The organism is Nonomuraea sp. NPDC001636 (assembly GCF_040298265.1).
GTDB lineage: Bacteria > Actinomycetota > Actinomycetes > Streptosporangiales > Streptosporangiaceae > Nonomuraea.
Window position 1 is genome coordinate 56,569 of record NZ_JBEOZT010000026.1, and the last position, 24,181, is coordinate 80,749.

General features: G+C 71.6%; 21 protein-coding genes. 7 read left to right on the forward strand and 14 right to left on the reverse strand.

Annotated features, from left to right (window positions below; all coding sequences use genetic code 11):
* Positions 1 to 157: 157 nt before the first annotated feature.
* Positions 158 to 721 (reverse strand): ArsR/SmtB family transcription factor, encoded by a 564-nt coding sequence (locus tag ABT158_RS37610; protein ID WP_352361881.1) that lies wholly within the window; start codon positions 719 to 721, stop codon positions 158 to 160.
* 886 nt (positions 722 to 1,607) lie between these two features.
* Between ABT158_RS37610 and ABT158_RS37615 the strand changes: the two genes are divergently transcribed.
* Both ABT158_RS37615 and eccB read left to right on the forward strand, forming a co-directional pair.
* Positions 1,608 to 2,885 carry an alpha/beta hydrolase family protein gene (locus ABT158_RS37615; protein WP_352361883.1) on the forward strand — a complete coding sequence of 426 codons (1,278 nt, stop codon included), beginning with the start codon at positions 1,608 to 1,610 and terminating at the stop codon, positions 2,883 to 2,885.
* A 55-nt stretch (positions 2,886 to 2,940) separates the two neighbouring features.
* Entirely contained in the window at positions 2,941 to 4,347 is a 1,407-nt protein-coding gene (eccB, locus tag ABT158_RS37620) for a type VII secretion protein EccB (RefSeq protein WP_352361885.1), read from the forward strand.
* 43 nt (positions 4,348 to 4,390) lie between these two features.
* On the opposite strand, the gene ABT158_RS37625 is transcribed toward eccB, so the two are convergent.
* Entirely contained in the window at positions 4,391 to 5,158 is a 768-nt protein-coding gene (locus ABT158_RS37625; protein ID WP_352361887.1) for a hypothetical protein, read from the reverse strand.
* 16 nt (positions 5,159 to 5,174) lie between these two features.
* Complete coding sequence (locus ABT158_RS37630) at positions 5,175 to 6,248, reverse strand: hypothetical protein (protein WP_352361889.1); 1,074 nt, start codon at positions 6,246 to 6,248, stop codon at positions 5,175 to 5,177.
* 130 nt (positions 6,249 to 6,378) lie between these two features.
* On the opposite strand from ABT158_RS37630, the gene ABT158_RS37635 reads away from it, so the two are divergent.
* Positions 6,379 to 7,299, forward strand: coding sequence for a M23 family metallopeptidase (locus tag ABT158_RS37635; protein ID WP_352361891.1), 921 nt, complete (start codon positions 6,379 to 6,381; stop codon positions 7,297 to 7,299).
* A 181-nt stretch (positions 7,300 to 7,480) separates the two neighbouring features.
* On the opposite strand, the gene ABT158_RS37640 is transcribed toward ABT158_RS37635, so the two are convergent.
* The 8 genes from ABT158_RS37640 to eccD form a co-directional block, all read right to left on the reverse strand.
* Entirely contained in the window at positions 7,481 to 8,758 is a 1,278-nt protein-coding gene (locus ABT158_RS37640) for a hypothetical protein (protein ID WP_352361893.1), read from the reverse strand.
* A gap of 5 nt (positions 8,759 to 8,763) precedes the next feature.
* Positions 8,764 to 9,222, reverse strand: coding sequence for a hypothetical protein (locus tag ABT158_RS37645; RefSeq protein ID WP_352361895.1), 459 nt, complete (start codon positions 9,220 to 9,222; stop codon positions 8,764 to 8,766).
* A gap of 10 nt (positions 9,223 to 9,232) precedes the next feature.
* Positions 9,233 to 10,648: a hypothetical protein gene (locus ABT158_RS37650; protein WP_352361897.1), complete on the reverse strand. Its 1,416-nt coding sequence runs from the start codon at positions 10,646 to 10,648 to the stop codon at positions 9,233 to 9,235.
* Positions 10,649 to 10,654: 6 nt separating this feature from the next.
* Positions 10,655 to 11,059, reverse strand: a complete 405-nt coding sequence (locus tag ABT158_RS37655) for a hypothetical protein (protein WP_352361899.1) — start codon at positions 11,057 to 11,059, stop codon at positions 10,655 to 10,657.
* A 52-nt stretch (positions 11,060 to 11,111) separates the two neighbouring features.
* A complete protein-coding gene (locus ABT158_RS37660) occupies positions 11,112 to 11,426 on the reverse strand; it encodes a WXG100 family type VII secretion target (protein ID WP_352361901.1) in 315 nt (104 codons plus the stop codon).
* A gap of 13 nt (positions 11,427 to 11,439) precedes the next feature.
* A complete protein-coding gene (locus ABT158_RS37665) occupies positions 11,440 to 11,766 on the reverse strand; it encodes a WXG100 family type VII secretion target (RefSeq protein ID WP_352361903.1) in 327 nt (108 codons plus the stop codon).
* Positions 11,767 to 11,892: 126 nt separating this feature from the next.
* On the reverse strand, positions 11,893 to 12,336 hold the full coding sequence (locus ABT158_RS37670; protein WP_352361905.1) for a YbaB/EbfC family nucleoid-associated protein: 444 nt from the start codon (positions 12,334 to 12,336) through the stop codon (positions 11,893 to 11,895).
* A gap of 82 nt (positions 12,337 to 12,418) precedes the next feature.
* Entirely contained in the window at positions 12,419 to 13,855 is a 1,437-nt protein-coding gene (eccD, locus tag ABT158_RS37675; RefSeq protein WP_352361907.1) for a type VII secretion integral membrane protein EccD, read from the reverse strand.
* A 102-nt stretch (positions 13,856 to 13,957) separates the two neighbouring features.
* Here eccD and eccCa point away from each other — a divergent pair, with 102 nt between their 5' ends.
* From eccCa to ABT158_RS37690, 3 genes are read left to right on the forward strand one after another with little or no spacing between them, the layout of a single operon-like run.
* Positions 13,958 to 17,947 carry a type VII secretion protein EccCa gene (eccCa, locus tag ABT158_RS37680; protein ID WP_352361909.1) on the forward strand — a complete coding sequence of 1,330 codons (3,990 nt, stop codon included), beginning with the start codon at positions 13,958 to 13,960 and terminating at the stop codon, positions 17,945 to 17,947.
* A complete protein-coding gene (locus ABT158_RS37685; RefSeq protein WP_352361911.1) occupies positions 17,947 to 18,231 on the forward strand; it encodes a hypothetical protein in 285 nt (94 codons plus the stop codon). Before eccCa ends, ABT158_RS37685 begins: the two co-directional genes overlap by 1 nt.
* Positions 18,228 to 19,298, forward strand: coding sequence for a transglycosylase SLT domain-containing protein (locus ABT158_RS37690; RefSeq protein ID WP_352361913.1), 1,071 nt, complete (start codon positions 18,228 to 18,230; stop codon positions 19,296 to 19,298). The genes ABT158_RS37685 and ABT158_RS37690 overlap by 4 nt, the downstream gene beginning before the upstream one ends.
* Before the next feature lie 3 nt (positions 19,299 to 19,301).
* Here ABT158_RS37690 and ABT158_RS37695 read toward each other — a convergent pair whose 3' ends face one another.
* The 3 genes from ABT158_RS37695 to ABT158_RS37705 form a co-directional block, all read right to left on the reverse strand.
* Positions 19,302 to 21,725 carry a serine/threonine protein kinase gene (locus ABT158_RS37695; RefSeq protein ID WP_352361915.1) on the reverse strand — a complete coding sequence of 808 codons (2,424 nt, stop codon included), beginning with the start codon at positions 21,723 to 21,725 and terminating at the stop codon, positions 19,302 to 19,304.
* Between the two features lie 90 nt (positions 21,726 to 21,815).
* Entirely contained in the window at positions 21,816 to 22,964 is a 1,149-nt protein-coding gene (locus ABT158_RS37700) for a S8 family serine peptidase (RefSeq protein WP_352361917.1), read from the reverse strand.
* 90 nt (positions 22,965 to 23,054) lie between these two features.
* On the reverse strand, positions 23,055 to 23,327 hold the full coding sequence (locus ABT158_RS37705) for a WXG100 family type VII secretion target (RefSeq protein WP_352326956.1): 273 nt from the start codon (positions 23,325 to 23,327) through the stop codon (positions 23,055 to 23,057).
* A gap of 123 nt (positions 23,328 to 23,450) precedes the next feature.
* On the opposite strand from ABT158_RS37705, the gene ABT158_RS37710 reads away from it, so the two are divergent.
* Positions 23,451 to 24,170, forward strand: coding sequence for an SDR family NAD(P)-dependent oxidoreductase (locus ABT158_RS37710; protein ID WP_352361919.1), 720 nt, complete (start codon positions 23,451 to 23,453; stop codon positions 24,168 to 24,170).
* The last annotated feature ends 11 nt before the right edge of the window (positions 24,171 to 24,181 follow it).

Consider the following 24,181-nt stretch of genomic DNA (forward strand, 5'->3'; position numbering starts at 1 on the left):
CCAAGAGTCTGACCCACCGCGTGCGAGCCCTTCGGCGGCTCTTGGCTGGCGTCCGGAGTCGGGGGCGTCGGGCGGGGAGGGGGTGCAGGCCCACGCCACCGCGCTCGGCCTCCCCGGGTTGCGACGCGTGTGGGGCGCGGGGGTGTGGGGGGTTGGGTCAGGAGTCGTCGGCGGGGAGGGTGTACATGCGGACGTACAGGGGGCGGGCGTCGGGTGGGGCTTCGTCCGCGGGGTGGCTGTATTTGAGGAGCAGGGCGACGTAGGCGTCGTGGAACTCCCTGAGCTCGTCCTTGGTCATGCGGGCGAGGCCTCGGGAGCCCTTGACCCAGTCTGGGTCGGTCTGGAAGGCGGCGGGGACGCGGTCCAGCAGGGCGCGGTCTTCCTCCAGCCCGATCCGGTGGAACTCGGTCAGGACCGCCTGATCCTCCGGGCCCAGGTCGCCGGGCTCGGGGAGGCGGATGTCCCTGGGGAGTCTGGCGCGGCGCCACCAGCGTTCGCGGCCGGAGGAGCGTTCGGGGATCTCCTCGATGAAGCCGTACTTCTCCAGTTGGCGCAGGTGGTAGCTGGTGGTGCCGGTTTTGGCGCCGAGCAGTTCGCCGAGGGTGGTGGAGGTGGCTGGGCCGTGGATGTTCAGGTGGGTCAGCATGCGGCGGCGCATGGGGTGGGCCAGGGCCTTGAGCCGGTCGGGATCGTGGAGCACCAGGGGCTCGTCGTCCTTCATGAGGAGCAGGCTAGTCCTTGAGGACGATATCTGCAGACATGTCTTTGCCGAGATCTCTCTGCAGACTACTGTCGGCAATATGCGAAACGTCTTCACGGCCTCTGCCGCCGTCTCCCTCAGCGCCGTCGCCGGCGCCGCGTTATGGCTCAGTACGCCCGGATTGGGTCGTGCCGCCCCCACCGCCGCCCCCACCGCCGGCGTCACCTCGAACGCCGCGACGACGGCTGATCTCGCGTCGACGGCCGCAACGACCGGTGAAGGATGGCGCGCTGCTGGGGCCGGGGCGGTGAAGCTCGATCGCGCGGGTCTGGCGGTTCCGGGGGGCTTCGCCTTTCCCGGTGGCCTAGCGGCTTCCGGTGGCTTGGCGGCTCTTGGTGGGCAGGCAGCTCGTGGCGGCCAAGGAGGTCCCGGTGGCCTCGCGGTTCCGGGTGACCTGACGGTCCATGAGGTGACGTTCCGTGGCAGCGGCGGGCTGGAGCTGCACGGCAGCGTGATCAGCCCATCGACCAGCACGATCAGCCCCTCAGGCACCGGTAGCGCGGCTCAGTCCGGGACTACGCCCCAGTCCGGAGGCGCAGCGCAGGTCGGAGGTACAGCCCAGAGTCGGACGCCCCAGGTCGAAGACACAGCCCAAGTCGGGGGTACAGCCGAAGTCGGGGGTACAGCCCAGGTCGGGGGTACAGCCCAGGTCGGGGCTAAGGGCCAGCCCGGAAAAACGGCCCAGGCCGGAGGCACGGCCCAGACCGGGCGCGGGGCCGGGGAGGGACGGAGCGGCGCGGTCGGGCTGAGCCGGAGCTACCTCGCCGGGGAGGGCGCGAACGGTGTGGGTGGGCGGGCTGGGGTTGTGTTGGTGCATGGGGCGGGGACGGGGACGTCTCGGGAGAAGTTGCTGGGTGAGGCCGTCGCCTTCGCCCGGCAGGGCCTGACCGTGCTGATCTACGACAAGCGCTCGGTGAACTATTCGCTGTTCCACCGGTCGTACGCGCAACTCGCCGACGACGCGCTCGGCGCGGTCGCGACGCTGCGCAAGGAGCCCGGGGTCGATCCCGGCAAGGTCGGCATCTGGGGGCTCAGCGAGGGCGGGTGGGTGGCGCCGCTCGCCGCCTCGAAGTCCGAGGACATCGCGTTCGTGGTGGTGGTCGGGGCCAACGCGTTGCAGCCCCTGCGGCAGCAGACGTGGGCCGTGGCGGCCGGTTTGCGCAAGGCGGGGGTCGGCGGGTCGCTGGTCGAGCACGCCGAGCCGAAGCTGTACCGGGTGATCGCGGACGGGGACATGTTCCCCGAGCCCTACTACGATCCCGAGCCGGTCCTGGCCGCGGTGCGGCAGCCGGTGCTGGCGATCTGGGGCGTGCACGACCTGCTGACCCCGCCCCGCGAGACGCCGCCGATCTTCCGCGCGGCGTTGGAGAAGGGCGGCAACAGGCGGTACACGTTCCGGTTCTTCGAGAAGGCCGATCACGCGGCTCATGTGACCCCGGACGGCGGCGTCACGCGTCTGCCCGAGCTCGCTCCCGGTTACGCCGAGCTGGTGGGCGGCTGGGTGGCGAAGGCGACCTCGGGTCAGGCGCCGGTCGCGGAGGTGTCGGGTCCGGCGCCCGTCCAGGCGGAGGACTCCGTCGGGACGCCGCCTCCCGCGTGGTGGGAGTCGGCCTTCGCGCAGACGGCGGTCCTGGCGCTGTTCCTGGCCGGGTTCGCCGGCTATCCGGCGGTCGCCGTGATCCGGCGAATCCGGGGCCGCGGCGCGGCCCGAGCGACGCCGGGCAAGGGGACGGCGAGCAGGGGGACAGCAGGCAGAGGCACACCGAGCAAGGCGACGCCGGGCAACGCGACGCCGGGCAACGCGACGGCGGGCAAGGGGACGGCGGCGGCTCGGGTGGTCAGCGCGGGAGGGCTCGCGGCGGCGCTCGGCGGGTTCGCCTACCTGTTCTATCTGATCTCCACCGGCGGAAAGCTGGCCGCGCCCGGCCCGATGCTCCTCGGCAGGCCGCTCGTCTGGCTGGCGCTGCAGGCCGTGGCGGTGGCCACCGTCGTGGCGACGGTGCCGGCAGCGCGCACGTGGCGGCGGGAACGCGCGTCCGGCGAGCGGGTACGGCTGGGCCTGCTCGTCGCGGCGGGTGTGGCCTTCGTTCCGTGGGCGTTCTATTGGGGTTTGCTACTTCCGTAGGGGTTCATGACACAAGAGCGTTCTATGCTGATCCCTGCGATACGGGAGAGGTGAGATGCAGACCCGGAAGGACCTCTACCAGGCTCATCGGCTGATGCAGCAGCGCCTGGGCATGGCGTTGCTGCAGGCTGAGCCCGATGTGCCGGAGACGCCCATGCGGCGGCACAACGTGGCGATGTTCTGCGGCGTGCTCGTGGGCGTGCTGATCGCGGCGGTGTTCGGGATCCTGGGGCTGCTCAAGCCCGGCGGGGCGACGAACCTGACCGAAGCCGGCCAGCTCCTGGTCGAGGAGGAGACGGGCGCCACCTACGTCTACAGCCAGGAGCAGGCGCGGCTGCTGCCGACCGCCAACTACGTCTCGGCGCTGCTGCTGCTCGACGCGACCGACTTCAAGGTGCGCAACGTCTCCGCCGCGTCGCTGGCGACGCTGCCGCGCGGGCCGCTGGTGGGCATCGCGGGTGCGCCGGACAGCCTTCCGGCCCGCGAGAAGCTGGTGAAGGGCCCGTGGTCGGCCTGCGTGACCGAGCCGGCGCAGGCCGCCGGGGCGCGGGGGCCGTACGTCACGCTGGTGGGCGGACAGGACGTCGGCGGGACACCCGTGGGCGGCGACGCGCTGGTCGTCACGGACGGCCAGCAGGGCTGGGTGGTCTGGAACGACCGGCGGATGAAGGTGACCGAGACGGGTGTGCGCGCGCTCAACGCGCATCCCAGAAGAGTGCCCTCGACCTGGATCAACGCGATCCCTCCCGGCCCCGACTTCATGCCGCCGGCCATCACCGGCCTGGGCCGGCGCGCCGTCGCCCCCGGGGGCGGCAAGGGGGCGATCGGTCAGGTCTACACCGTGAAGGGCATGGGCGGGGCTCCCGACCGCTGGTACGTGCTGCTCGCCGACGGGCTCGCCCCCGTCAACCTCACCCAGGCGACGCTGCTGCTCGCCGACCCGAGGACCAAGGCCGCGTACGGCAGGCGCGCCGCCGTCCCGCTCGAGATCGACGCCGCCACCGCGAACAGCAGGACCTCCCGCCAGACCCTCACGGTCGGCGGCCTGCCGACGAGCCTGCCCAGGACGGTCACGTCCTCGGCGGCGCTGTGCGCGGTGTACGCCGACACGCAGAACGGCTCCGCGCAGGCGAAGATCACGGTCGGCGCGACGATGACCATCCCCGTGCCCGCGTCCCGGAGCGACCAGGAGCACTTCGACCAGGTGCTGCTGCCCGCCGGCGGCGCGGCCCTGGGCGGCCTGCTGCCCGGGGACGGCCAGAAGGCGTTCGTGCAGACCTACTTCCTGCTCACCGACCAGGGCAGGAAGTTCCCGCTGCAGACCGGGGAGCAGATCAACAAGCTGGGGTACGGCGCCGAGGACGTCACGCCGGTGCCCTACAACCTCGTCCACCTGATCCCGGAGGGCCCGACGCTCGACCCGACGGCGGCGCGCTCCCCGGTGCAGGTCACGGCCCAGTGAGCGACACCCCGCCCGGAGAGCGCCGGGCGGGGGCGGGACAGGGCTAGATGAGGCCGCCGCCGGGCAGGTTCATGCTCGGCATGCCGCCGTTCTTCCGCTGCAGGGTGCCGGGCGCCCCGTCGGTGGTGGGGGCCGCGTACTCCACGGCGGTGGGTGCGAAGTCGGGCTTGGGGCGGCCCTTGTCGATGGACTGGGTCATCATGGCGCACATGCCGTTCACCATGACGAGGACGCCGGTCAGCATCGCCACGGACTTCACCTTCTTGCTGACGACGTTCCTGAGGGCCTGTCCGAGCGCGGTGAGGAAGCCGCTGATCGTGACCCTGGCCGTGAGCTTGCCCGCGACGGGGATGAAGTAGGACGCCACCTCCCACACGGCCGCGAGCGCCATGGCGAACGCCACGTAGACGGCGACCTGGACGGCCCAGTGGTAGAGCGTGGCCATGTGGTCCATGCCGCCGCCGACGCCCTTGAAGTACGCCGAGGTGACGTCCAGTTGCTCGGCGAACTGGTCCACGGCCTCGCTGAACACCATCCAGGCCGGCCCCTTCCAGTACCCCTTCTCCTCGATCTCCTTCTTCAGCCTGACGAGCTCGGTCTTGATGGACTCGAAGTCCATCCCCGCCTGGCCGTCGGCCGGCGCCTCCCACTCCTTGGCCGCCTTGGCCATGTCCCCCGGGTTGGACACGAGCGTCCCGATCATCAGCGCGAGGTTCCTGGCTATCGGGTACTGGCTCAGCACCAGGGCGGACGCGCTGGCCATGGCGGCCGCCGAGAGGATCTGCCACCGGTCGCTGTCGTATTGGGCCATCTCGTCCTGCCCCTTCTCACTCGCCGAGGACCGGCGGTGCGATGTCCATGTCGTCGAGCCAGTCGTTCTCGTCGCCGCGCACGTACTCCGGCTTCTCCCGCTCGCGGTTCTGCTCGTTGCCGGCCGCGCCGCCCGACATGGGCATGAACGGCATGCCCGACATGCCGTTCGCGCCGGCGCCGCGCAGGCCGCCCGCGCCCGCGCCCGCTCCCGCCATGGTCCCGCCAGATCCCGAGCCGCCCGTGTATCCGCCCGAGGTGGGGTAGCCGGTCGGCAGGCCGTTCATGTTGCCGGTACTGGGGATGGCGGAGTTCAGGCCGGTGGGGTCCAGCCCGGACAGCTTGGTCTGGGACGGGTCCGGGACGCTGTGGTTGAGCTGGTCCTCGATGGACGGCGTCTTCGGCAGGTTCGCGTTCACCGCGTTGGGGTCCGGCAGGTTCGAGCCCGGCAGGTTCGGGTCCAGCTTGCTGGGGTCGGGATAGTCGGGCTTCGGGAGGTTCTGGTCAGGCAGCTTGTCGTTCGGCAGCTTGTCGTCGGGCAGCTTGTCGTCCGGGAGCAGGTCGTCGGGCAGCTTGTTGTCCGGCAGCTTGTTGTCCGGCAACTTGTCGTCCGGCAGGTCCATCGGTGGCATTTTGCCGCCCCCGCCGCCCAGGCCACCCAGGCTGTTCGGGTCGATGCCGCCCGGACCGGGCCCGGTGGGCCCGGTGGGCCCGAGCGGATTGTCGTCGCCGGTCGTGCTGATCAGGCCGTCGTTGTCCTTGTCGACCTGCTGGTAGTTCTTCTCAAGCTGCTGCAGCGCGGTCTCGTAGTCGCGCAGGGCGGTCCTGGCCATGCTGATCGCGCCGCTCGCGCCACCCTTGACCTGCTCGTGGGCGTACGAGAGGCCGATGCCGACGATGCCGAACCCGGGGAAGTCGACGTGGATCCCCTTGGTGTTCGTCTCGATCTTGCCCATGCCGGGTTCCTGCTCGGCCATGTTGGTGCCGAGCTCGCTGATCTTTTTGTCCTTGAACTGGATCGTGGCCCCGGTGAGGGAGCCCCCCGGCTGGTATTGCCCCAGACCAGGCGTGGTGCTCTCCCCTGCGCCCATCTGACCCTCCCTGTCCGAAAACTGCGTTTTGCACAGTCCTGGCTACAATATCGACAAATATCAACTTTTAGCGTGAACACTTTGCGAATGATCTAGACTGGCCGTTGATCAGGATGGCAGCCTTTCCCACATGCGGATCAAGACCCTGATTGTGGGCGTGTGTGGCATCGCCGCGCTGCCCCTCACCGGCACGAGCGCGGCGAGCGCCAGCGCCGCCGTCGTCCACCAGCTTCCGTTCCCGTGTGGCGAGACCTGGACCGGCGACAGCAACGACAGCAGCGCGCACACCGGCGGCTACGAGATCGACTTCAACGGCTCGTACAACGACGGCAACGCCGACATGGGCCGTACCGTGGTCGCCTCGGCGGCCGGCAAGGTGATCATGTCGGAGTACCGCACCACCGACGGCTTCGGCAACGTGGTCAAGATCCGGCACTCCGACGGCAGCGTCTCGCTGTACGCCCACATGAAGAAGCGCACGGTCTCCGCGGGCGCGAACGTCGCGCAGGGCCAGCAGGTCGGCCAGGTGGGCAACACCTCGGCCAAGTACAAGGGCATCATCGCCCACCTGCACTACGAGCAGCGCACGTCGTCGGGCACGATCGTGCCGGCCAGGTTCAACGGCACCACCTTCGGCTACAGCCACCAGACGCTGAAGTCGAACAACTGCCAGGGCGGCGGCGGCACGCCCGCGCCCGCCAACCCGGGCAAGCCCAGCACCGGCGGCGGCAACCCGTACTCGGCCGAGCAGGTCTGCGGCGCGGGCTACAAGCAGATCGACTCCGCGCCGCTCGGCAACCAGGGCCGGGTCGTGCTGCTGTACTCGGCCTCCACCGGCCAGAACTGCGTCACCACGCTGCGCAACAGCGGCTCGGGCAAGGCCGCCGTGCGGGCCTACCTGGAGGTCAAGGGCAAGGCCAGGAGCACCGACGCGGGCAGCTACCAGTACTACGCCGGTCCGGTCCGGGCCAAGGCCCTGCGTACCTGCGTGAAGTGGGGCGGCGCGATCGGCTCGACCGCGTACGACAGCCCCTTCGAGCACTGCGGCTGACGCGGCCGCGCGTCCATGCGCGGGGCGGCGCCTCCGGGCGCCCCCCGCACCCCCCTTCCCCGCACGGGGAACGGCTTGCGGGCGGGCCGTGGGCCGCGCGCCAGGGGCGGGCCGGTCGCGAGGATCGGCCCGCAGGCTAGGGGCGGCGGCTCCGGGCGCCGGGCGAGCGCGCAGCGCGGCCTCAGGTGAGCGTGCTCGGCGTGGTGCCCTCCGGGCCGCCCCACACGTCGTCGTCCTCGGCGAGCCAGGTCGAGTTCTCGTTGTCGTGCTTCTCGCCGCCCTCGCCGCCACGAGCGGGCATTCCGCCCATCATGCCGGGAGCGACGAACCCGGGGCCGCCGCCGGCGCCGCGCATGGCGGCGCCCGCCGCCCCGCCCATGCCCGCCGCTCCGAAGCCGCCGCCGGCTCCCGATCCCGCGCCGCCGCCACCGGCGTAGGGCGAGCCGCCCGTCGTCGTCGTGGGAAGGGCGCCGTTGGGCATCCCCGACATGGACGGGTCGTACCCGGCCAGGTTCGCGGTGCCGTCGCCGGCGCCGGACGGCAGGCCGGCGGTCGAAACCGGCGGCACCGAGCCCAGCGAGGCGCCGTTCAGGGCCGAGGAGTCGGCCCCGCCGTACGGGTTGTCCCCGGCGTCGTAGCCCTGGACGCCGCCGACGTTCACGCCGGAGCCGTTCGTGCCGGAGCCGTCGGGATAGTGGACCGCCGGGTAGGCGCCCGTTCCCCCGTCACCCGGCATCTTGCCGTCGATGTACCCGGGGCCGCCCGGCACCGCGTCCGGACCGAACGAGGAGACGGGGATGTTGCCCGCCCCGCCCTTGCCGCTCAGGTCCGGCGCGCCAGGCACGCTCCCGCCACCGTTGTTGAAGTCCGGCAGCTCCGGGACGCTCGGGTCCGGCAACGCGGTCTGGACCTCGACGGGCAGCTGCTTGTAGTGCTCGACGATGCGCTCGTTGACCTTCTTGAGGTGCTCGACGGCCCGCTTGTCCCCGCGGTACAGCCGGTAGAACGGCACCCGTCCGGCCCAGTCCACGTCGCGGTCGGTGCGCGAGTCGTGGTCCATCGACTCGACCACGTTGGCCTGCGCCCAGTTCAGCGTCTCGCCGTACCCATGGACCGGGCGGCCCATCTCGCCGAGCTTCCTGGCCAGCTCGCGCACGCTGGCGTGCAGGGTCTGGAGCTGCTTCTGCGTCTCGACGGCGGCCGGGCCCGTGTAGTTCTTGGCCAGCTCGGCCGCCTTGGCCTTCAGGTCACCGGCGAAGCCGTTCAGCAGCGTCTCGGCCCGCGTGTAGTAGAGGCCGGCGAGCTTGATCGACTCCGGGTCGGTGGCGTCGATCCACTTCATGACCTTTTCGAGCGTGTCGGAGAACATGCTCCCCAGGAACGACACCTCCGGGGTGGAGGTGTCGACCGGGCCGGTGTTGTAGACGAGCTTGAACGTCTGCTTCCTGGGCTCGGCCATGGGTGTCAGGCCTCCCGCCGCGCGGCGGCTTCCTCGGTCGCCTGCTCGGCGCCGTCGGACGCCTTGGAGATTTCGAGCAGCGCCTCCACCGTGCTGTCGCCCTGCCCGACCATGGCGGCGTACAGGCCGCTGGTGGAGCCCGGCTCGCCGATCAGCTGGGAGTAGGCCGAGTTGACCGCCAGCCCGAAGTGCATGGCGGCGGGCCACTCGCCCATCTGGTTCTGGCTGAGCGCGCAGTAGCGCTGGAGATCGGGCAGCGAGCCGGCGCCCTCGGGCAGCTTCGGCCCGGGGACCGGCTGCCCCGGCGCGGTCAGGAACTGCGTCACCGGCGGGAGCGTGGGTGTCTTCAGCTTCTTGAGCAGCTCGCCCAGCTCGCCGGCGATGCGCTTGATCTCCGTGCGGTTGGTGTAGTTGTCCTTGTCCCCGTCGAGGCCGGGCCAGTTGGGGTCCAGTTCGAGCGCCATGGCCGCCTCCTTAGCCGATCACCGGTGAGATGGAGCCCTCGTGGTGGCTCCACACGTCGTTGTCCTCCTTCAGGAGGGTCGAGGTCTCGACCTGTCCCTCCTCGGGGGCCGGTCCGCCGCCGCCGCCGAACGGCATGAACGGCATGCCGGCGCCGCCCATCGCGCCCGCCCTGGCCGCCGCCGCGGGCGCGCTCCCCTGGACGTACGACCCGGGGCCGCCGATCACCGCGGGCGTCCCCGCGGACGGCGAGGGGTAGGCGGGCTGGGTCACGAACGGCTGGTTCGGGGTCCCGGGGTACCCGGGGGTGGTGGTCGGGTGGTACCCGGCGGTCTCGGTGGCGCGCGGGTCGTGGACGTTCACGTCCTGCGACTGGGTGGCGCGGTCGCCGGTGGTGTTGTTGTCGAGCACGGGAGGCGTGGTGCCGTCGCCGGTGGTGGTCGAGCCGCCGGTCCCCGGTCCGGTGCCCTGGCCACCCGGCTGGTCGGAGCCGGGGGTGTCCGTCCCGGGGGTGTCCGGCCGGTCGGTGCCCGGGTTGTCGCCGCCGGGGGTCTGGTCCCCGGGGCGGGGGTCGGTGCCGGTGCCGCCGTCGTGGCCGCCGGTACCGCCGGTCCCGCCGCTGCCCGAACCGCCGGAGCCGCCCGATCCTCCGGAGCCGCCGTGCGTGCCGGCGCCGGTCGAGCCGCCCGTGCCGCCGCTGTCATGGCCGCCGCCGGTCCAGTAGGAGCCCTTCGTGTACGGCGAGCGGTCGGTGAGCGGCATGTCCCGTTCGGGAGCCGGCGCCTCGGCGGGCTTCACCTCGGGCAGCTCGACGACGACGCTCTCCGGGATCCGGAAGTCGTACAGGTCGACGATGTGGTTGTTGAGCTTCTCCAGCGCCCGCCGGGCCACGTCGGCCTGCATCTCCGTGGGCGACTTGGTGAGGCCCGGCGTGGGCTCCGGCACGTTGTGCGAGGTCTGGGGCCCGAGCACCGGCGGCGTGACCGACGGCGACGGCGTCGCGGACGGCGGCTTCGGCGCCGCGCCCGGCGAGGGCGACGGGACCGCCGTCTTCTGGTTCTTGGCGGCCTCGACCTCCTCGATCGCCTTGGGCAGGTAGTCGCGCCCGTACAGGATCAGCGCCTCGGACATCTTGTCCATGGCCTCGGCGATCTCGCGCCCGGAGGCGTGGAGCAGCTGGAGCGCCCGCTGCGCCTGGGCGGAGGTGTCCGACCGCCAGGCGCCGGACAGATCCTTGCCGATCTGCGGCAGCGCGTCGGCCACCCCGCGGACGACCTTGGCCACCTGCTTGTAGGACAAGCCCCGGTCGTGCACCTCCATGGCGGAGGTGGCCTTGAGCCATCCCTCGATCTGCTCCCGCGACGCGGTGACCGGCTCGCTCTTCGGCCGCCGGGAATTGTCACGGATGTCGACCTTGCGCTCAGCCAACGCTGCTCACTCCCGGCCCGGGTTCGTCTTGGCGTAACTGTCGGCGCTGTCCCTGATGGCCTTGACCAGTTTCTGGCAGCACTCGACATAGTCCTGGTACAGGGCGGTCAGCAGCGCTCCGCGGCCCTCCATCGACACCTGGCCGCCGGGGTCCGCGCCGGTGCTGCCCACGCTGTGCGCGAGGGCGCTGGCCGCCGGCCACCGCCCTATGTGCTCCTCGCCCAGCGCGAAGTACCTCGTGAGGGTCTCCACCGAGCCGGTGACGCCGTCCCTGTTCCCGCCGGCGCCCTGCGTGAGCGCCAGGGCGATCTCCAGGTCGTCGGCGATGGCCCGCATCTTGCCCACGTTGTAGTAGAGCTCGGCGTCGGTGTCGTCGAGCCCGGGCCACGGTTCGGGTTCGAGCCCGGCCATGATCCTCCCCTCACCAGGCTCGGCCACCGCGCGGGTGGCCGAGCAGAAGACGTCAGCCGTCGTACCAGATGGACTTGTTGCGGTTCTCGGCCGCGCGGTAGTTCTCGTTCGCGATCTGGACGGCCTTCTGCAGCTCGTCCAGCTGCCCGCGCATCTGGGCGGCCGCGGCCTGCCACTTCTGCTCGTGCTGCCGGAAGAACGTCTCGGCGCCGTCCGGGCCCTCCCAATGGCCGGCCAGGTCGGTCTTCAGCCGGGTCATCAGGTCTTCGGTGGCCTTCTCGAAGGAACCGACGATCTTGACGAAGTCGCCCTGGGCGAGCTCCATGTGCCCAAAGTTGACTTTGGTGAAGTCGAGCTCAGCGGACACCGCGGTCCCCCTCCTACTTGATGTCGACGTTGATCAGGGACTCGACGCGGCCCATACCGGCCTGGACGTCCTGGTCGGCCGCGGAGTAGACGACCGCGTTGGCGCCCATCTTTTCGGCGATCCCCTCCAGGTCGGTCCGTACGTTCCGCATGGAGTTGTCCCAGTTGGTCATGGCGTTCTTGAACTTGGCCGCCGCCGGGCCGAGCCAGCCGGTGTTGAGGAGACCGTTGGCGGTCGTCTCGACCGACACCCTCAGACCCTCGATGTACTCGGCGGTGTCCACCACGTGGCCAGAGGCCACCTTGATCTGGCTCGGGCTTGCCCCAAAGAATTCGGACACTCGTCACCTCCGTAACGATCATTTCGGTCGCTAACCCATATAAGCACCAAACAGCCCATGAGTAACAGCAGACCCAATGGCCAAGATGTAACAACTTCTCGACATGTCAGCAAACGCCCTGGTCAATCACAGGTCCAGGTCGCGGCGGATTCTGTCGAGTTCTCCCATTACGTCCTCAAAAGCCCGTTCGTAGCTGGCCTCGGCCTTCCGGACCTCGCGCAGCGCCCGGCCGGGGTTCTCCATCATGCGCATCGGATTGCCGTGCACGCCGAACATCTCGGTCAGCAGCTCGTCGGCCTGACGTTGCAGGTCGGCGGTCGCCGCCGCGATGGTCTCCTTGATCCGCTCCGACAGCTCGGCCGCGCTCAGCCGCATCGCCTTCGGCTGGATGTCCAGGGTGCGCAGGCCCTCCTGGGCGTACTCGACGACGACCAGGTGCCCTTCGTCCTCTCCCCTGCCCACCAGGGCGGACATGGCCTTCTGCAGCTCCTCGGACTTGCTGAGCTGCTCGTCCATGCTGTCCAGGAGCCGGTCCATGTCGATGTTGCCGAAGTCCCCGAAATCCGTCACCGACACCATCCCTCCCATAGGGCACATCGGTGCGAGTTAACCACAATCAAGGCTTCGTGATGTTCACTTCGGGACGAACCGGCTAACCGGCCAGTCCGCGTACCCAGGCGTAGACCTCCAGCACCCCGAGCGCCAGCGGCACCAGCGCGACGATCAACGCCCATTCGAGGATGTCGGCGGCCCTCCCCCAGAACGGCGAGGGCCTGCCGCCGGGCAGCCACACCCCCATGCCGACGACCACCATGGCCGCCCACAGCAACCCGAGCACCACGGCCACCGAGGCCACGCCGCCCACGCCGATCCCGACGGACACGGCCACCGCGCCGAGCGCGCCCAGCCCGACCAGCAGCAGCCAAAGCCGCTGCCCGACGCCCTGGAACACCCGGGCCCGCATGATCTGCGTGAACGCCAGCACCACGGACATCGCCACCGAGATCCACCGGCCGTCCGCGACAAACAGCGCGTGCGCCCCGGCCCCGACCAGCGCGACGCCCACGACCATGCCGGTCGCGTACCGCCGCGCCGCGCCGGTGCGCTCCAGCACCGAGGCGCTGTCGAGCCGCTGGTTGTCGCCGCGCAGCTCCTCGGCGTTGGTGGGCATGGCCGGCAGCGGCACGCGGGCCAGCCGGAACGACAACACGGGCACCAGCGGGCTGAGCGCCATCACGACGGCCGCGCCCACGGCCGCCACCCCCGCGGGCGACGCCCCCGTCACCATGACGACGGCCGCGCAGACCGCGCCGGCCATCGAGGCGATGGCCGTGCCGAGGAAACCCGGCACGCCGTCCGCGATCGCGGTGCCGCCGAGCGTGGCCACCAGCGCGGTGCAGGCCAGGGCCCCGAGGAGTTGCGGCGCGCCGACGGTCAACAGCCCGCCGCCGGCCGCCGGGGCCAGTAGCCCGGCCAGGAACGCGTACGGGAGGGCGGCGTAGCCGATCAGCGCGCCGGAGCCGGAGTCGCCGACCGCGCGTGAGATGGCCGTCCCCACGCCGACGATCAGCAGCGCGAGCGACCCGGCCACGATCGCGGTCACCATCGGGGTCAGGCCGCCGAAGGCCAGCGCCACGGCGCCGGCGACGAGCAGCCCGCAGGCCGCCCCGCCGCCGAGCCCGCGGGTCAGGTCGGGCGACCACTTGCCCTTGCCCTCGCGCACGCCGGTGGCGACCACGTCGGCGACGTCGTCGAACCTGGCCGGCGGCAGCGACACCGCGCGCGGGCGCAGGTAGAGGATCTCGCCGTCCAGCACGCCCAGCGCGCCGAGGCTCTGTCCCAGGTCGAAGGGAGGGCCGCCGAGCCGCTGAAGCGTCCAGCCGGGCGCGGTGGCGATGTCGCCGCCCAGCTCGCCCATGGCTCTGAGCAGCCCCGGGAGGACGTGCGGCAGCGGGATGTCGGCGGGCAGTGCCAGGTCGGCCTTCCTGCGCGGCCCTACCACCGTCACGTGGCACAGCGGCGGGAGCGGAGCGGGCACCTGGTGCAACGCGCCCTGCTGTGGAGGGGGGATTTCGGCCAGCGATGTCACAAACACAACATAGCGAGACAGAGTTAACTCAGACCTCAACTCGGACGTTAGGCACATCTGGTAAGAAGGTTCTTCCGAGCACCAGAAGGGCCTGTCACAAGGGTGAGCATCGTCGTAGTACGGCGCCCGGAGCGCCGCCCCAGCCCCAAGCCGCCGCGCGGTGAGATCCTGCTGGAGTCCCCACCGGAGATCCCAGAGGTCCAGTCGCAGGGCATGATGGCGGTGCTGACGTACCTGCCGATGGTGGCGGGCGCGGCGGCGATGGGCCTGATGTTCACCGCCGGGGGCACCAACGCCAACCCCATCATGTACGTCGCCAGCGGCCTGTTCGCGTTCTCGATGGTCGGCATGACGGTCGGCCAGATGGGCCGCCAGGCCGGCGAGCGCAAGGCCCGGCTCAACGGCGCCCGCCGCGACTACTTCCGCTACCTGGCGCAGATCCGCAAGAAGGTGCGCAAGGCGGCCATCCAGCAGCGCGAGGCCCTGGAGTGGAGCGGCCCGGCCCCCGACACCCTGTGGTGGACCGCGATGGGCCCGCGCCTGTGGGAGCGCCGCCCCCGCGACGAGGACTTCAGCACCGTACGCCTCGGCACCGGCATCCAGAAGCTGGCCGTCCAGCTCATCCCCCCGGACTCCAAGCCGGTCGAGGACCTGGACGCCCTGTCGGCCGGCGCGCTGCGCCGCTTCATCCGCACCCACTCGACCGTCGAACGCCTGCCGGTCGCCGTCGCGCTGCACTCCTTCGCCCGCATCAAGCTGGACGGCGACCCCGCCCTGGTCCGCGACCTGGTCCGGGCCATGATCGCGCAGATGGCCGTCTTCCACTCCCCCGACGACATGCGGATCATGGTGTGCGCGAGCAAGGAGTGGATGAGCCACTGGGAATGGGTCAAGTGGCTGCCGCACGCCCTGCACCCCGAGGAGACCGACGGCGCCGGCCAGGTCAGGCTCATGGCCGAGAACCTGTCCCAGCTCGACCGCCTGGTGGGCGCGGAGCTGAAGGAGCGGGCCCGCTTCAAGCCGGGCGCCTCGCCGGACGCGCTGCCGTACCACGTGCTCATCCTGGACGGCGGGCACGTGCCGCAGGACTCCCAGCTCGGCGCGGACGCCATCGACGGCGTCACCGTGATCGACCTGTCGAACTCGGCCGGGACCGTCGAGGAGCGCAGCACGCTGCGGCTGCGCATCGACGCCGCCGGCTTCCACATGGTCAAGCTGGACCACGCGGGCCGCGAGAACACCAACCGGCTCGGCGACCCCGACGCGCTGGACTACCTGCGCGCCGAGGGGCTGGCCCGCCAGCTCGCGCCGCTGCGCGCCTCCACGGCCAAGGGCGGCGACGCCCAGGACGTGCTGGCGGTGAACACGACCCTGACCGAGCTGCTCGGCGTCGGCGACCCGACCCGGCTGGAGCCGTCGGTGACCTGGCGGCCCCGCGCCGGCCGGAACCGGCTGCGGGTGCCGATCGGCCTCGGCGCCGACGGCCGGCTGGTCGAGCTGGACATCAAGGAGTCCGCCCAGGGCGGCATGGGCCCGCACGGCCTGGTCATCGGCGCGACCGGCTCGGGCAAGAGCGAGCTGCTGCGCACGCTGGTGCTCGGCCTGGCGGTCACGCACTCCTCGGAGATCCTCAACTTCGTGCTTGTGGACTTCAAGGGCGGCGCGACCTTCCTCGGCCTGGACGGCCTCTCGCACGTCTCCGCGGTCATCACGAACCTGGAGGACGAGCTGCCGCTCGTCGACCGCATGCACGACGCCCTGCACGGCGAGATGGTGCGCCGCCAGGAGCTGCTGCGCGCGGCCGGCAACTACGCCTCCCTGCGCGACTACGAGCGGGCCCGCGAGCAGGGCGCCAACCTGCGTCCGCTGCCCACGCTGTTCGTCATCCTGGACGAGTTCAGCGAGCTGCTGACGGCCAAGCCCGAGTTCATCGACCTGTTCGTGATGATCGGCCGGCTCGGGCGCTCGCTCGGCGTGCACCTGCTGCTGGCCTCGCAGCGGCTGGAGGAGGGACGGCTGCGCGGGCTCGACACGCACCTTTCGTACCGGATCGGTCTGCGCACGTTCTCGGCCATGGAGAGCCGGGTCGTGCTGGGGGTGGCCGACGCCTACGAGCTGCCGTCCGCGCCGGGCAACGGGTACCTGAAGTTCGACACGTCCGGCATGACCCGGTTCAAGGCCGCGTACGTGTCCGGCCCCCACCAGGTCGACCTGCGGCACGTCGCCACCACCGACGGCTCGGTGACGGTCCGGGAGATCGTCGAGTACGGCCCCGACTTCGTGCCCGTCCCGATGGTCGAGGAGCCGCCCGAGGACCCCGCGGCGCAGGAGGAGAGCAACAAGGCGCAGCAGAGCCTCCTGGACATCGTCGTCGGCCGCCTGGTGGGCCAGGGGCCGCCCGCGCACCGCATCTGGCTGCCGCCGCTGGCCGAGCCGCCCACGCTGGCGCACCTGCTGCCCCCGCTGTCGGTCACGCCCGAGCTGGGGCTGGCCACCGCCGGATGGACCGGCCGCGGCCGGTTGCAGGCCGTGGTGGGGATCATCGACCGGCCGTTCGAGCAGCGGCGGGACCCGTACTGGCTGGACCTGTCCGGCGCGGCCGGGCACGTGGGCGTGGCCGGCGGCCCGCAGAGCGGCAAGAGCACGATCCTGCGCACGCTGATCACCAGCATGGCGCTCACGCACACCCCCCGCGAGGTGCAGTTCTACTGCCTGGACTTCGGCGGCGGCGCGCTGGCCTCGCTGGAGGGGCTGCCGCACGTCGGCGGCGTGGCCTCCAGGCTGGACGCCGACCGGGTGCGCCGCACGGTGGCCGAGATCGCCTCGATCCTGCGCGACCGGGAGCGGGAGTTCACCGAGAACGGCGTCGACTCCATGAGCACCTACCGCAGGCGGGTCGCCGACGGCTCGCTCCAGGGCGACGGCTGGGGCGACATCTTCCTCGTCGTGGACGGCTGGCTGACGATCCGGCAGGACTTCGAGGCCCTGGAGCCGGTCATCACCGACCTGGCGGCGCGCGGCCTCGGCTACGGCATCCACGTGGTGGCGGCCACCGGCAAGTGGTCGGAGTTCCGGCCCGGCATCCGGGACCTGTTCGGCACGCGCGTGGAGCTCAAGCTCGGCGACGCGTACGAGTCCGAGATCAACAGGAAGAAGTCGCTGGCCGTGCCGGAAGGCGTGCCCGGACGCGGCCTGACCAAGGACGGCCTGCACTTCCTCGGCGCGCTGCCCAGGATCGACGGCGTGCAGGACTCCGACGACCTGGCCGCCGGCCTCCAGGGCCTGGTGCAGGCGATCGGGGACTCCTGGCAGGGCCCGCCCGCCAAGCAGGTCAGGCTGCTGCCGGCGGTGCTGCCCGCCGCGTCGCTGCCGGGCGTGGAGGAGACCGGCAAGTCGCGGATCGCGATCGGCGTGGACGAGGCCGCGCTCGCGCCCGTGCTGATCGACTTCGACGCCGACCCGCACTTCGTCGTGGTCGGCGACACCGAGAGCGGCAAGTCCAACATGCTCAAGGTGATCGCCGAGAACGTCGTCGCCCGGCACACGCCGCGCGAGGCCATGATGATCGTGATCGACTACCGCCGGTCGCTGCTGGACACGGCGGTCAGCGAGAACCGCATCGGCTACGCCGCCTCCAGCGCCGCCGCGCTCGAACTGGTCAACGACGCCCGCAACGCCCTGCTCAAGCGCCTGCCGCCGGCCAACCTCACGCCCGAGCAGCTGCGCGCCCGCGACTGGTGGAAGGGCTCCGACCTGTACATCGTGGTCGACGACTACGACCTGGTGGCCACGTCCAACAACCCGCTGCTGCCACTGGTCGAGCTGCTGCCGCAGGCCCGGGACATCGGACTGCACCTGATCATGTCGCGGGCCATGGGCGGCCTGGGCCGGGCCATGTTCGACCCGGTGATCCAGCGCATCAAGGACATGGCCAGCCCCGCGGTGATCCTGTCCGGCAGCAGGGACGAGGGCTTCCTGTTCGGCAACGTCCGCGCCCAGCCGCAGCCCCCGGGACGCGGCTTCGTGGTGGACAGAAGGTTCGGCTCGCGGCTGGCGCAGACGGCGTTCTGGCCGCCGGCGGAGGAGGAGTGATGGCAGGACTGGACATCCACTTCGAGGCCCTGGACGACTGCCGCATCGCGGCCAAGACCGTGGCGGGCAAGTTCGGCGACCTCGCGGAGAGCTTCCCCGCCGGCGCCGCCGACCCCTCGATCTTCGGCAAGCTGGCCGACTCCGCGGCCCTCGCGACCGCCGTGGACCAGGTGGAGAGCGTCGCCGACCGCGAGTTCGGCAAGGCCAAGAGCCTCGTCCAGAGCGTCGAACGGGCCCTGGACCTGGTGGAGAGCAACGTGCGGAAGGCGAACTCCCCGGCATGAGCGCACCGGAGGCGATCAACGCCCTGCCCGGCGGTCCCACGCTGGCCGCGCTGGCCGGGCAGGTGAGCGGCGACCCGGGCGCGATCCGCGGCATCGCCAAGCGCTGGCGTACGGCCGCGGGCAAGGTGCTCGCCGACTCCAGCCAGCTCGGCAGCGCCGTCACCACCGTGGACCTGGCCTGGGAGGGCGACTCGGCGGACGCGTTCGTCCGCTACATGGGGGACTACGGCAGGGCCGGGCAGGGCCTGCACGACGCGCTCAACTCCTGCGCCGACGCGCTCGACGCCGCCGCCGGCGTGCTGGAGAGCTCCCAGCGCCAGGTGGACGGCATCTGCGACCGCCTGCTCACCCGCGTCCAGAACCACCGGACGGCCAACCCCGACGCCAAGCAGGAGGACCTGGACGCCGAGATCGGCCGCCTGGTGCGCGAGGAGACCGAGAACGCCAGGAAACCGGTCAAGGACGCCAAGGACGCCGTCACCGACGCCAAGACCGCCATCGGCACGGCGCTGGGCGAGCGCGCGACGACCTTCGCCCAGATCAAGGTGGCCGGCGACCAGGAGTTCGTGCCGGACGCCGGGCACCGGTTCGACTGGCGGCGTACCCAGAGCTACACCTCGCCCTATTCGGGCACCGGCGGCAGCCCCATCATCGGCGGCTACGGCCCGAGCGGCCCGCCCCCTCCCGCGGGCGGCGGGCCGGCGCCCACGGGCAAGGTGAAGCAGTGGATCGAGGAGGCCGTCGCCATCCTCAAGGAGCACGGCTACCCGGTCGGGAAGATGAACGTCGACGACATCTGGATGATCATCCAGCACGAGTCCGGCGGCAACCCCCACGCGATCAACCTGTGGGACTCCAACGCCACCGCCGGGCACCCCTCCAAGGGCCTCATGCAGACGATCGACCCGACCTTCAACGCCCACGCCCTGGACGGCCACCGGGACATCTACAACCCGGTGGACAACATCATCGCGGGCGTGCGCTACTCGATCGAGCGCTACGGCAGTGTGTCCGCGGTGCCGGGGGTCGTGGGCATGAAGACCGGCTCCGGCTACCGCGGATACTGAAACCTAGCCGCAGTTCGCCCAGTCCGCGCTGGTGCTGCCCGTGCCCGCGCTGCCCGCGTAACGCACGCACTTGCCCTTGGCGGGGAGCCTGACCGGCCCTGCGTAGTACTCGTAGTTGCCGCGGTCGGTGCTGCTCGTGCCGCCCTGCACCTCCAGGGTCGCGCTGACCGGGGTCGCCTTGCCGACGTCGGGGCCGGACTTGAGGGTGACCACGCAGTTCATCCCGGTGCTGCTGTTGTAGAGCTGGTACGTCGTGCCGCCGGTGAACGGGGCCGACCGCTGCACCACGAAACCGGATCCGCAGACCTGAACCGGCGAGTAGGGGTTCGGCTTCGACGTGGCCGGAGGCGTGGAGGTCTTCGTGGGCTCCGGCTCCTGGGTGGGCTTCTGCGTGGGCTCCGGCGCCTGCGTGGGCCTCTGGGTCGGGGTCTGGGTCGGCTGCTGCGTCACCGTCGGGGTGGGCGTGGCGGTGGCCGTCGCGGTGGGGATGGCAGTGCGCGTCGGGGTGGGCGTCGCGGTGGGCGTCGGGGTGGGCGTCTCGGTCGGCTCCTCGGTCGGCTTCCCGTTCGGCTTGTCCGTGGGCTTCCCGGTCGGCTTCTGGGTGGGCGTCTCGGTCGGCTGCTGCGTCTGCGTCGCGGAGGGGGTCGGGGTGACCGTCTTGGTGACCGTGGCCGTCGGCTCGGGCTCCTTGGTGGTCTTCCGCTCCTGCGCGGTCGGCTGGATCGTCGGGACCGTCAGCTGCTGGGTGGCCGTCGGCGTCGGCACCGTGGTCAGCACCGGCACCTGCGGGGTGTCGGCGGAGGTGTCGTCGTCCGGCAGCACCAGCGGGCCCACGCCGTCGTCGTCAGGGGACGGCGTGGTCGCCCAGGGGGCGGTGACCTCCGGCTCGGGCTGCGTGGGCACGGCGGTGACCGCCTTCTGGGCCGCCGCCGCCGCGCCCGAGCTGGGCGACGCGGAGCCCGCCGCGGCGGCGGGCTCGAAGGTGACGTTGGAGGAGTAGCGGCTCGCGCCCCACAGGCCGATCGCCGACAGCAGCATGACCGCGACCACACCGGCGACCAGGCCGATGGGGAACGGCTTGCGCGCCGGTCCGGTGCTGCCCGCACCGGCCATCGCGGGCTGGGCCGGCTCCACGGGCGGGTTCTGCGGTCCGGGCGGCGGCCCCCAGGCGGCCTGCACGGGCACCGGCGGGTACTGCACCGGGACGCCCTGCACCGGCTCGTCGTCCACGGGAAGGTGCTGCATCGGGCCTGGTTGCATCGGGCCGGGCTGCATGGGCTCATGCCCCATCGGGCCCTGCGGCGGCACACCGGGCACGAACGGGCCGGGCTGCATCGGGTCGTGCCCCATCGGACCGTTCGGGATCGGACCGTTCGGGACAGGGCCGTTCACCATCGGGCCGTTGGGGAACGGGCCGTTGGGGATCGGGCCGTTGGGGAACGGGCCGGGCTGCATCGGGCCGTTCGGGATCGGGGCGCCCTCGATGGCCAGGGGCAGCACCGGGGGCCGGCCCGGCACGGGCGGCTGGCCCGGGACGGGCGGCTGGCCGTCGATCAGGGTGGCGAGGTCCGCCGGGTCGGACGGCGGCATCGGGGACGGGGGCATCTGCACCGGCACGCCGTCGATCGGCGCCTGCACGGGCACGCCCTCGATCGGCGCCGCCGGCATGGGGGCCTTGTCGTCCCCCAGCAGGCGCAGCAGCGCCGTGTACGTGGTGGGCCGTCCGGACACGTCCTTGGACAGCGCCGCGAGGACGGTCTGGCGCAGCGGGTCGGGCAGCCCGTCCACCTTGGGCTCGTCGGTGAGCACGGCGTGCGCGTCCTGGCCGAACGGCGCGGAGCCGGTGGCGGCGAACACCACGGTCGCCGCCCAGGCGAAGACGTCGGCGTAGGGCCCGTACTGCAGGCCGTTGATCTGCTCGGGGGCGCGGTAGCCGATCTCGCCGGCGGGGTCGCCGATCTCGATGTCGGTGACGCGCAGCCCCTCGCCGGTGAGGATCACGTTGTTCGGGGTGAGTCCTCGGTGCGCGAATCCGGCCAGGTGCACCGCGGTCAGCGCGGTGAGCATGCCGACCGCCACGCGTTCGAGCGCGTCGCCGGTCAGCGGCCCGTCGGCGGCGACGGTCTCGGCCAGCGAACGTCCCTCGACGTGCTCACGTACGACGTACAGCAGGCCGTCCTGGACGCCGGCGTCGAGCGTGCGGGCCACGTACGAGCTGGACACCCGGCCGACGTCCTTGAGCCGGGTCACGAAGTCCGGGTCGGCCGCCGGGTCCACGGTCAGCGTCTTGATGGCGACCGGATCGGCGTCCTCGGACTCCTTGCCCAGATGAACGGCGCCACGCGGGCCCTGTCCCAACAGGCTCACGATCTCGTGATCGCCGATCCGCTCCGGTACTGCTGCCTGGGGGGAGTCCTTCTCCACCATGACCGTCCTTTCAGGAGTCCGTCATGATCAGAGACATTTAACCAAATAAGCCCCATAAGCATCAGCAGTTTCGGGCACCCACTCTTACAGTTAACCGTCAATTCTTCCGATATCCGGCGGCGAGCCGGGCCGCCAGCGCCGTCTGCGTCCCATGGGCACGAACACCCAGGCCGCCAACGCCAGCCCGACCAGCGAGAACCCGCCCGCCGCGACCACCGTCGCGACCTCCATCGACCGCTGGTCCGGCGGCACGGCCTTGCGCACGACGGTCGCGGGCAGCGGCGGCGGCACCGGCGGCGCCACGGCCACCTGCTCCGACGGCAGCACCGCGGTCACCGCGAGCAGCGGGTTCACCATCCCGGCGCCGGTGCCCGTCCCCGACGCGCCGTCGGCGGTCAGCGTGATGCGCCTGCGCACCTGGAGCTGCGTCAGCCCGGGATGCCGCGCGCGGACGAGCGCGACCACGCCCGCCACGTACGGGGCGGCGTAACTGGTGCCCTTCAGGGCGGACTGGTACCCCTTGAGCGGCCAGGTCGAGCTGACGCCCTCCCCCGGGCCGAGCACGGCGACCGCGTTGGGATTGGAGAACGTCGAGCGCCCGCCGTCCGGGGTCGCCGAGCCCACCGACAGCACCCCGTCGTACGCGGCGGGGTAGGAGGGGGTCGAGGTGCCGTCGTCCTGTGTCAGGTTGCCGGCGGCGGCGACGATCACCACGTCCCGCTCCAGCGCGTAGTCGACGGCCGCCTTCAGGTCCGGGGTGTTGGATGCCTCGACGGAGACGTTGATGACGTCGGCGTGCTCGTCCACGGCCGTCTTGATGGCCTTGGCCAGCAGGCCCACGTCGCCCCTGTCGCCGGTGACGTACTTGATCGACAGCAGGCTCACGCCGGGGGCGACGCCGTGGAAGGGGATGTCCTTGCGCGGCAGGCCGGCGATGAGCCCGGCGACCGCCGTGCCGTGGCCGACGCAGTCGCGAAAACCGGTGTTGGTGAGGTCGGCCTTGCCGCTCAGCCGGATCTGGGGGTGGGTCTCGTCCACGCCGCTGTCGATGACGGCGACCGTGACGCCCCGGCCCGTGGTCAGCGGCCACACCTTCTCGGCGTTGACCCGCCGCTGCGCCCAGGTCTCGGCGATCGCCATGGTGGCCTTCTTGGGCGTGCACCGCACGGGCGCGGCCTGCGCCGGCGCCGCCGCGAACTGCAGGGCGAGCACGCTCGCCGCCAAGGCGCGACCAATCATGGAGAAAGAGCGTAGCCTGCCCGATCCGGGAGGAAAGCTCCCCTCACGACGGAAGAAGCCCCGGCGGCGGACCAGGGCCCCTGTCCGTGCTCACTGCGTGGCGGACTCGATGTTCCGCTGGTACGTGCCGATGACCCGGGAAGCCTCCTGCAGCTCCTCGGTCATGCGCTGGAAGGCCGTGCGGTAGTTCTGCCAGGCCTGACTGAAACGCTGGGCTCCGGGGCCCGTCCACGCGGTGCCGACCTTGGCCGCCTCGCGGTCGAGCGCGGTCATGATGGTGCGGAGCGCCTCGGACTGCTGCGTGAACTGGCTGGCCATCTGCTGCATTTCCGCGGGGTTGCCGCCGAGCATACTCTGGCTCATGCATACCTCCTGGAACTGGTGAAAGCGCCCTCACCATAAAGCGGGCCACCGCCCGTCGCCCCCGTTATGCCGAGCGGCTATGGTCGTCCAGAGGATTATTCGGATCTAAGGAGTGATCCACTCATGCGCGAGGTCGTGGTGACGGGTGGCGGCACCGGCATCGGCTACGCGATCGCCGAGGCGTTCGCCGCCCTCGGCGACCGCGTCACGATCACCGGCCGGCGCGAGCACGTGCTGAAGGAGGCCGCCGCGCGGCTGGGGGCGGCGTACGTGCCGTTCGACGCCGCGAGCCCGGCCGCCGTCCAGGGCGCGCTCGGCAGCCTGCCCGCCCACGTGGACGTCCTGGTCAACAACGCCGGGGGCAACACGAACCTGGAACGCGACCAGTCCGGCGACCTGGCGGACGTCGCCGAGGCGTGGTGGGCCAACCTCAACGCCAACCTGCTGTCCGCCGTGCTGGTCACGACCGCGCTCGCGCCGCGCATGGGCGAGGGCGGCCGGATCGTCTCCATCGGCTCGATCGCCGCGCGCGGCACCGGGTCCGGCTCGTACGGCGCCGCCAAGGCCGCCGTCGAGTCCTGGACCGCCGACCTGGCCGCCGAGCTGGGCCCCCGGGGCATCACCGCCAACGTCGTGGCCCCCGGCCTGGTGATGGAGACCGAGTTCTTCCGCGGCAGGCTCACGGAGGAAAGCATCAGGGCCCGCGTGCGGAACACGCGTAACGGCCGCCCTGGCACCCCCTCCGACGTGGCCGATACCGTTCTCTTCCTGGCGTCCGCGGGAGCCGGGCACATGACGGGGCAGGTGCTGCATCTGAACGGCGGCGCGTACCTCGGCCGCTGAGCACTCACGAG

Excerpts from the sequence above, each read along its gene's own strand:
- ABT158_RS37695 (WP_352361915.1), bottom strand. The coding sequence starts at position 21,725 with ATGGTGGAGAAGGACTCCCCCCAGGCAGCAGTACCGGAGCGGATCGGC.
- ABT158_RS37645 (WP_352361895.1), bottom strand. The coding sequence starts at position 9,222 with ATGGCGCTCGAACTGGACCCCAACTGGCCCGGCCTCGACGGGGACAAG.
- ABT158_RS37610 (WP_352361881.1), bottom strand. The coding sequence starts at position 721 with ATGAAGGACGACGAGCCCCTGGTGCTCCACGATCCCGACCGGCTCAAG.
- ABT158_RS37655 (WP_352361899.1), bottom strand. The coding sequence starts at position 11,059 with ATGGCCGGGCTCGAACCCGAACCGTGGCCCGGGCTCGACGACACCGAC.
- ABT158_RS37685 (WP_352361911.1), top strand. The coding sequence starts at position 17,947 with ATGGCAGGACTGGACATCCACTTCGAGGCCCTGGACGACTGCCGCATC.
- ABT158_RS37690 (WP_352361913.1), top strand. The coding sequence starts at position 18,228 with ATGAGCGCACCGGAGGCGATCAACGCCCTGCCCGGCGGTCCCACGCTG.
- ABT158_RS37630 (WP_352361889.1), bottom strand. The coding sequence starts at position 6,248 with ATGGGCGCAGGGGAGAGCACCACGCCTGGTCTGGGGCAATACCAGCCG.
- ABT158_RS37625 (WP_352361887.1), bottom strand. The coding sequence starts at position 5,158 with ATGGCCCAATACGACAGCGACCGGTGGCAGATCCTCTCGGCGGCCGCC.
- ABT158_RS37635 (WP_352361891.1), top strand. The coding sequence starts at position 6,379 with ATGCGGATCAAGACCCTGATTGTGGGCGTGTGTGGCATCGCCGCGCTG.
- ABT158_RS37700 (WP_352361917.1), bottom strand. The coding sequence starts at position 22,964 with ATGATTGGTCGCGCCTTGGCGGCGAGCGTGCTCGCCCTGCAGTTCGCG.
- ABT158_RS37710 (WP_352361919.1), top strand. The coding sequence starts at position 23,451 with ATGCGCGAGGTCGTGGTGACGGGTGGCGGCACCGGCATCGGCTACGCG.
- ABT158_RS37705 (WP_352326956.1), bottom strand. The coding sequence starts at position 23,327 with ATGAGCCAGAGTATGCTCGGCGGCAACCCCGCGGAAATGCAGCAGATG.
- ABT158_RS37640 (WP_352361893.1), bottom strand. The coding sequence starts at position 8,758 with ATGGCCGAGCCCAGGAAGCAGACGTTCAAGCTCGTCTACAACACCGGC.
- eccB (WP_352361885.1), top strand. The coding sequence starts at position 2,941 with ATGCAGACCCGGAAGGACCTCTACCAGGCTCATCGGCTGATGCAGCAG.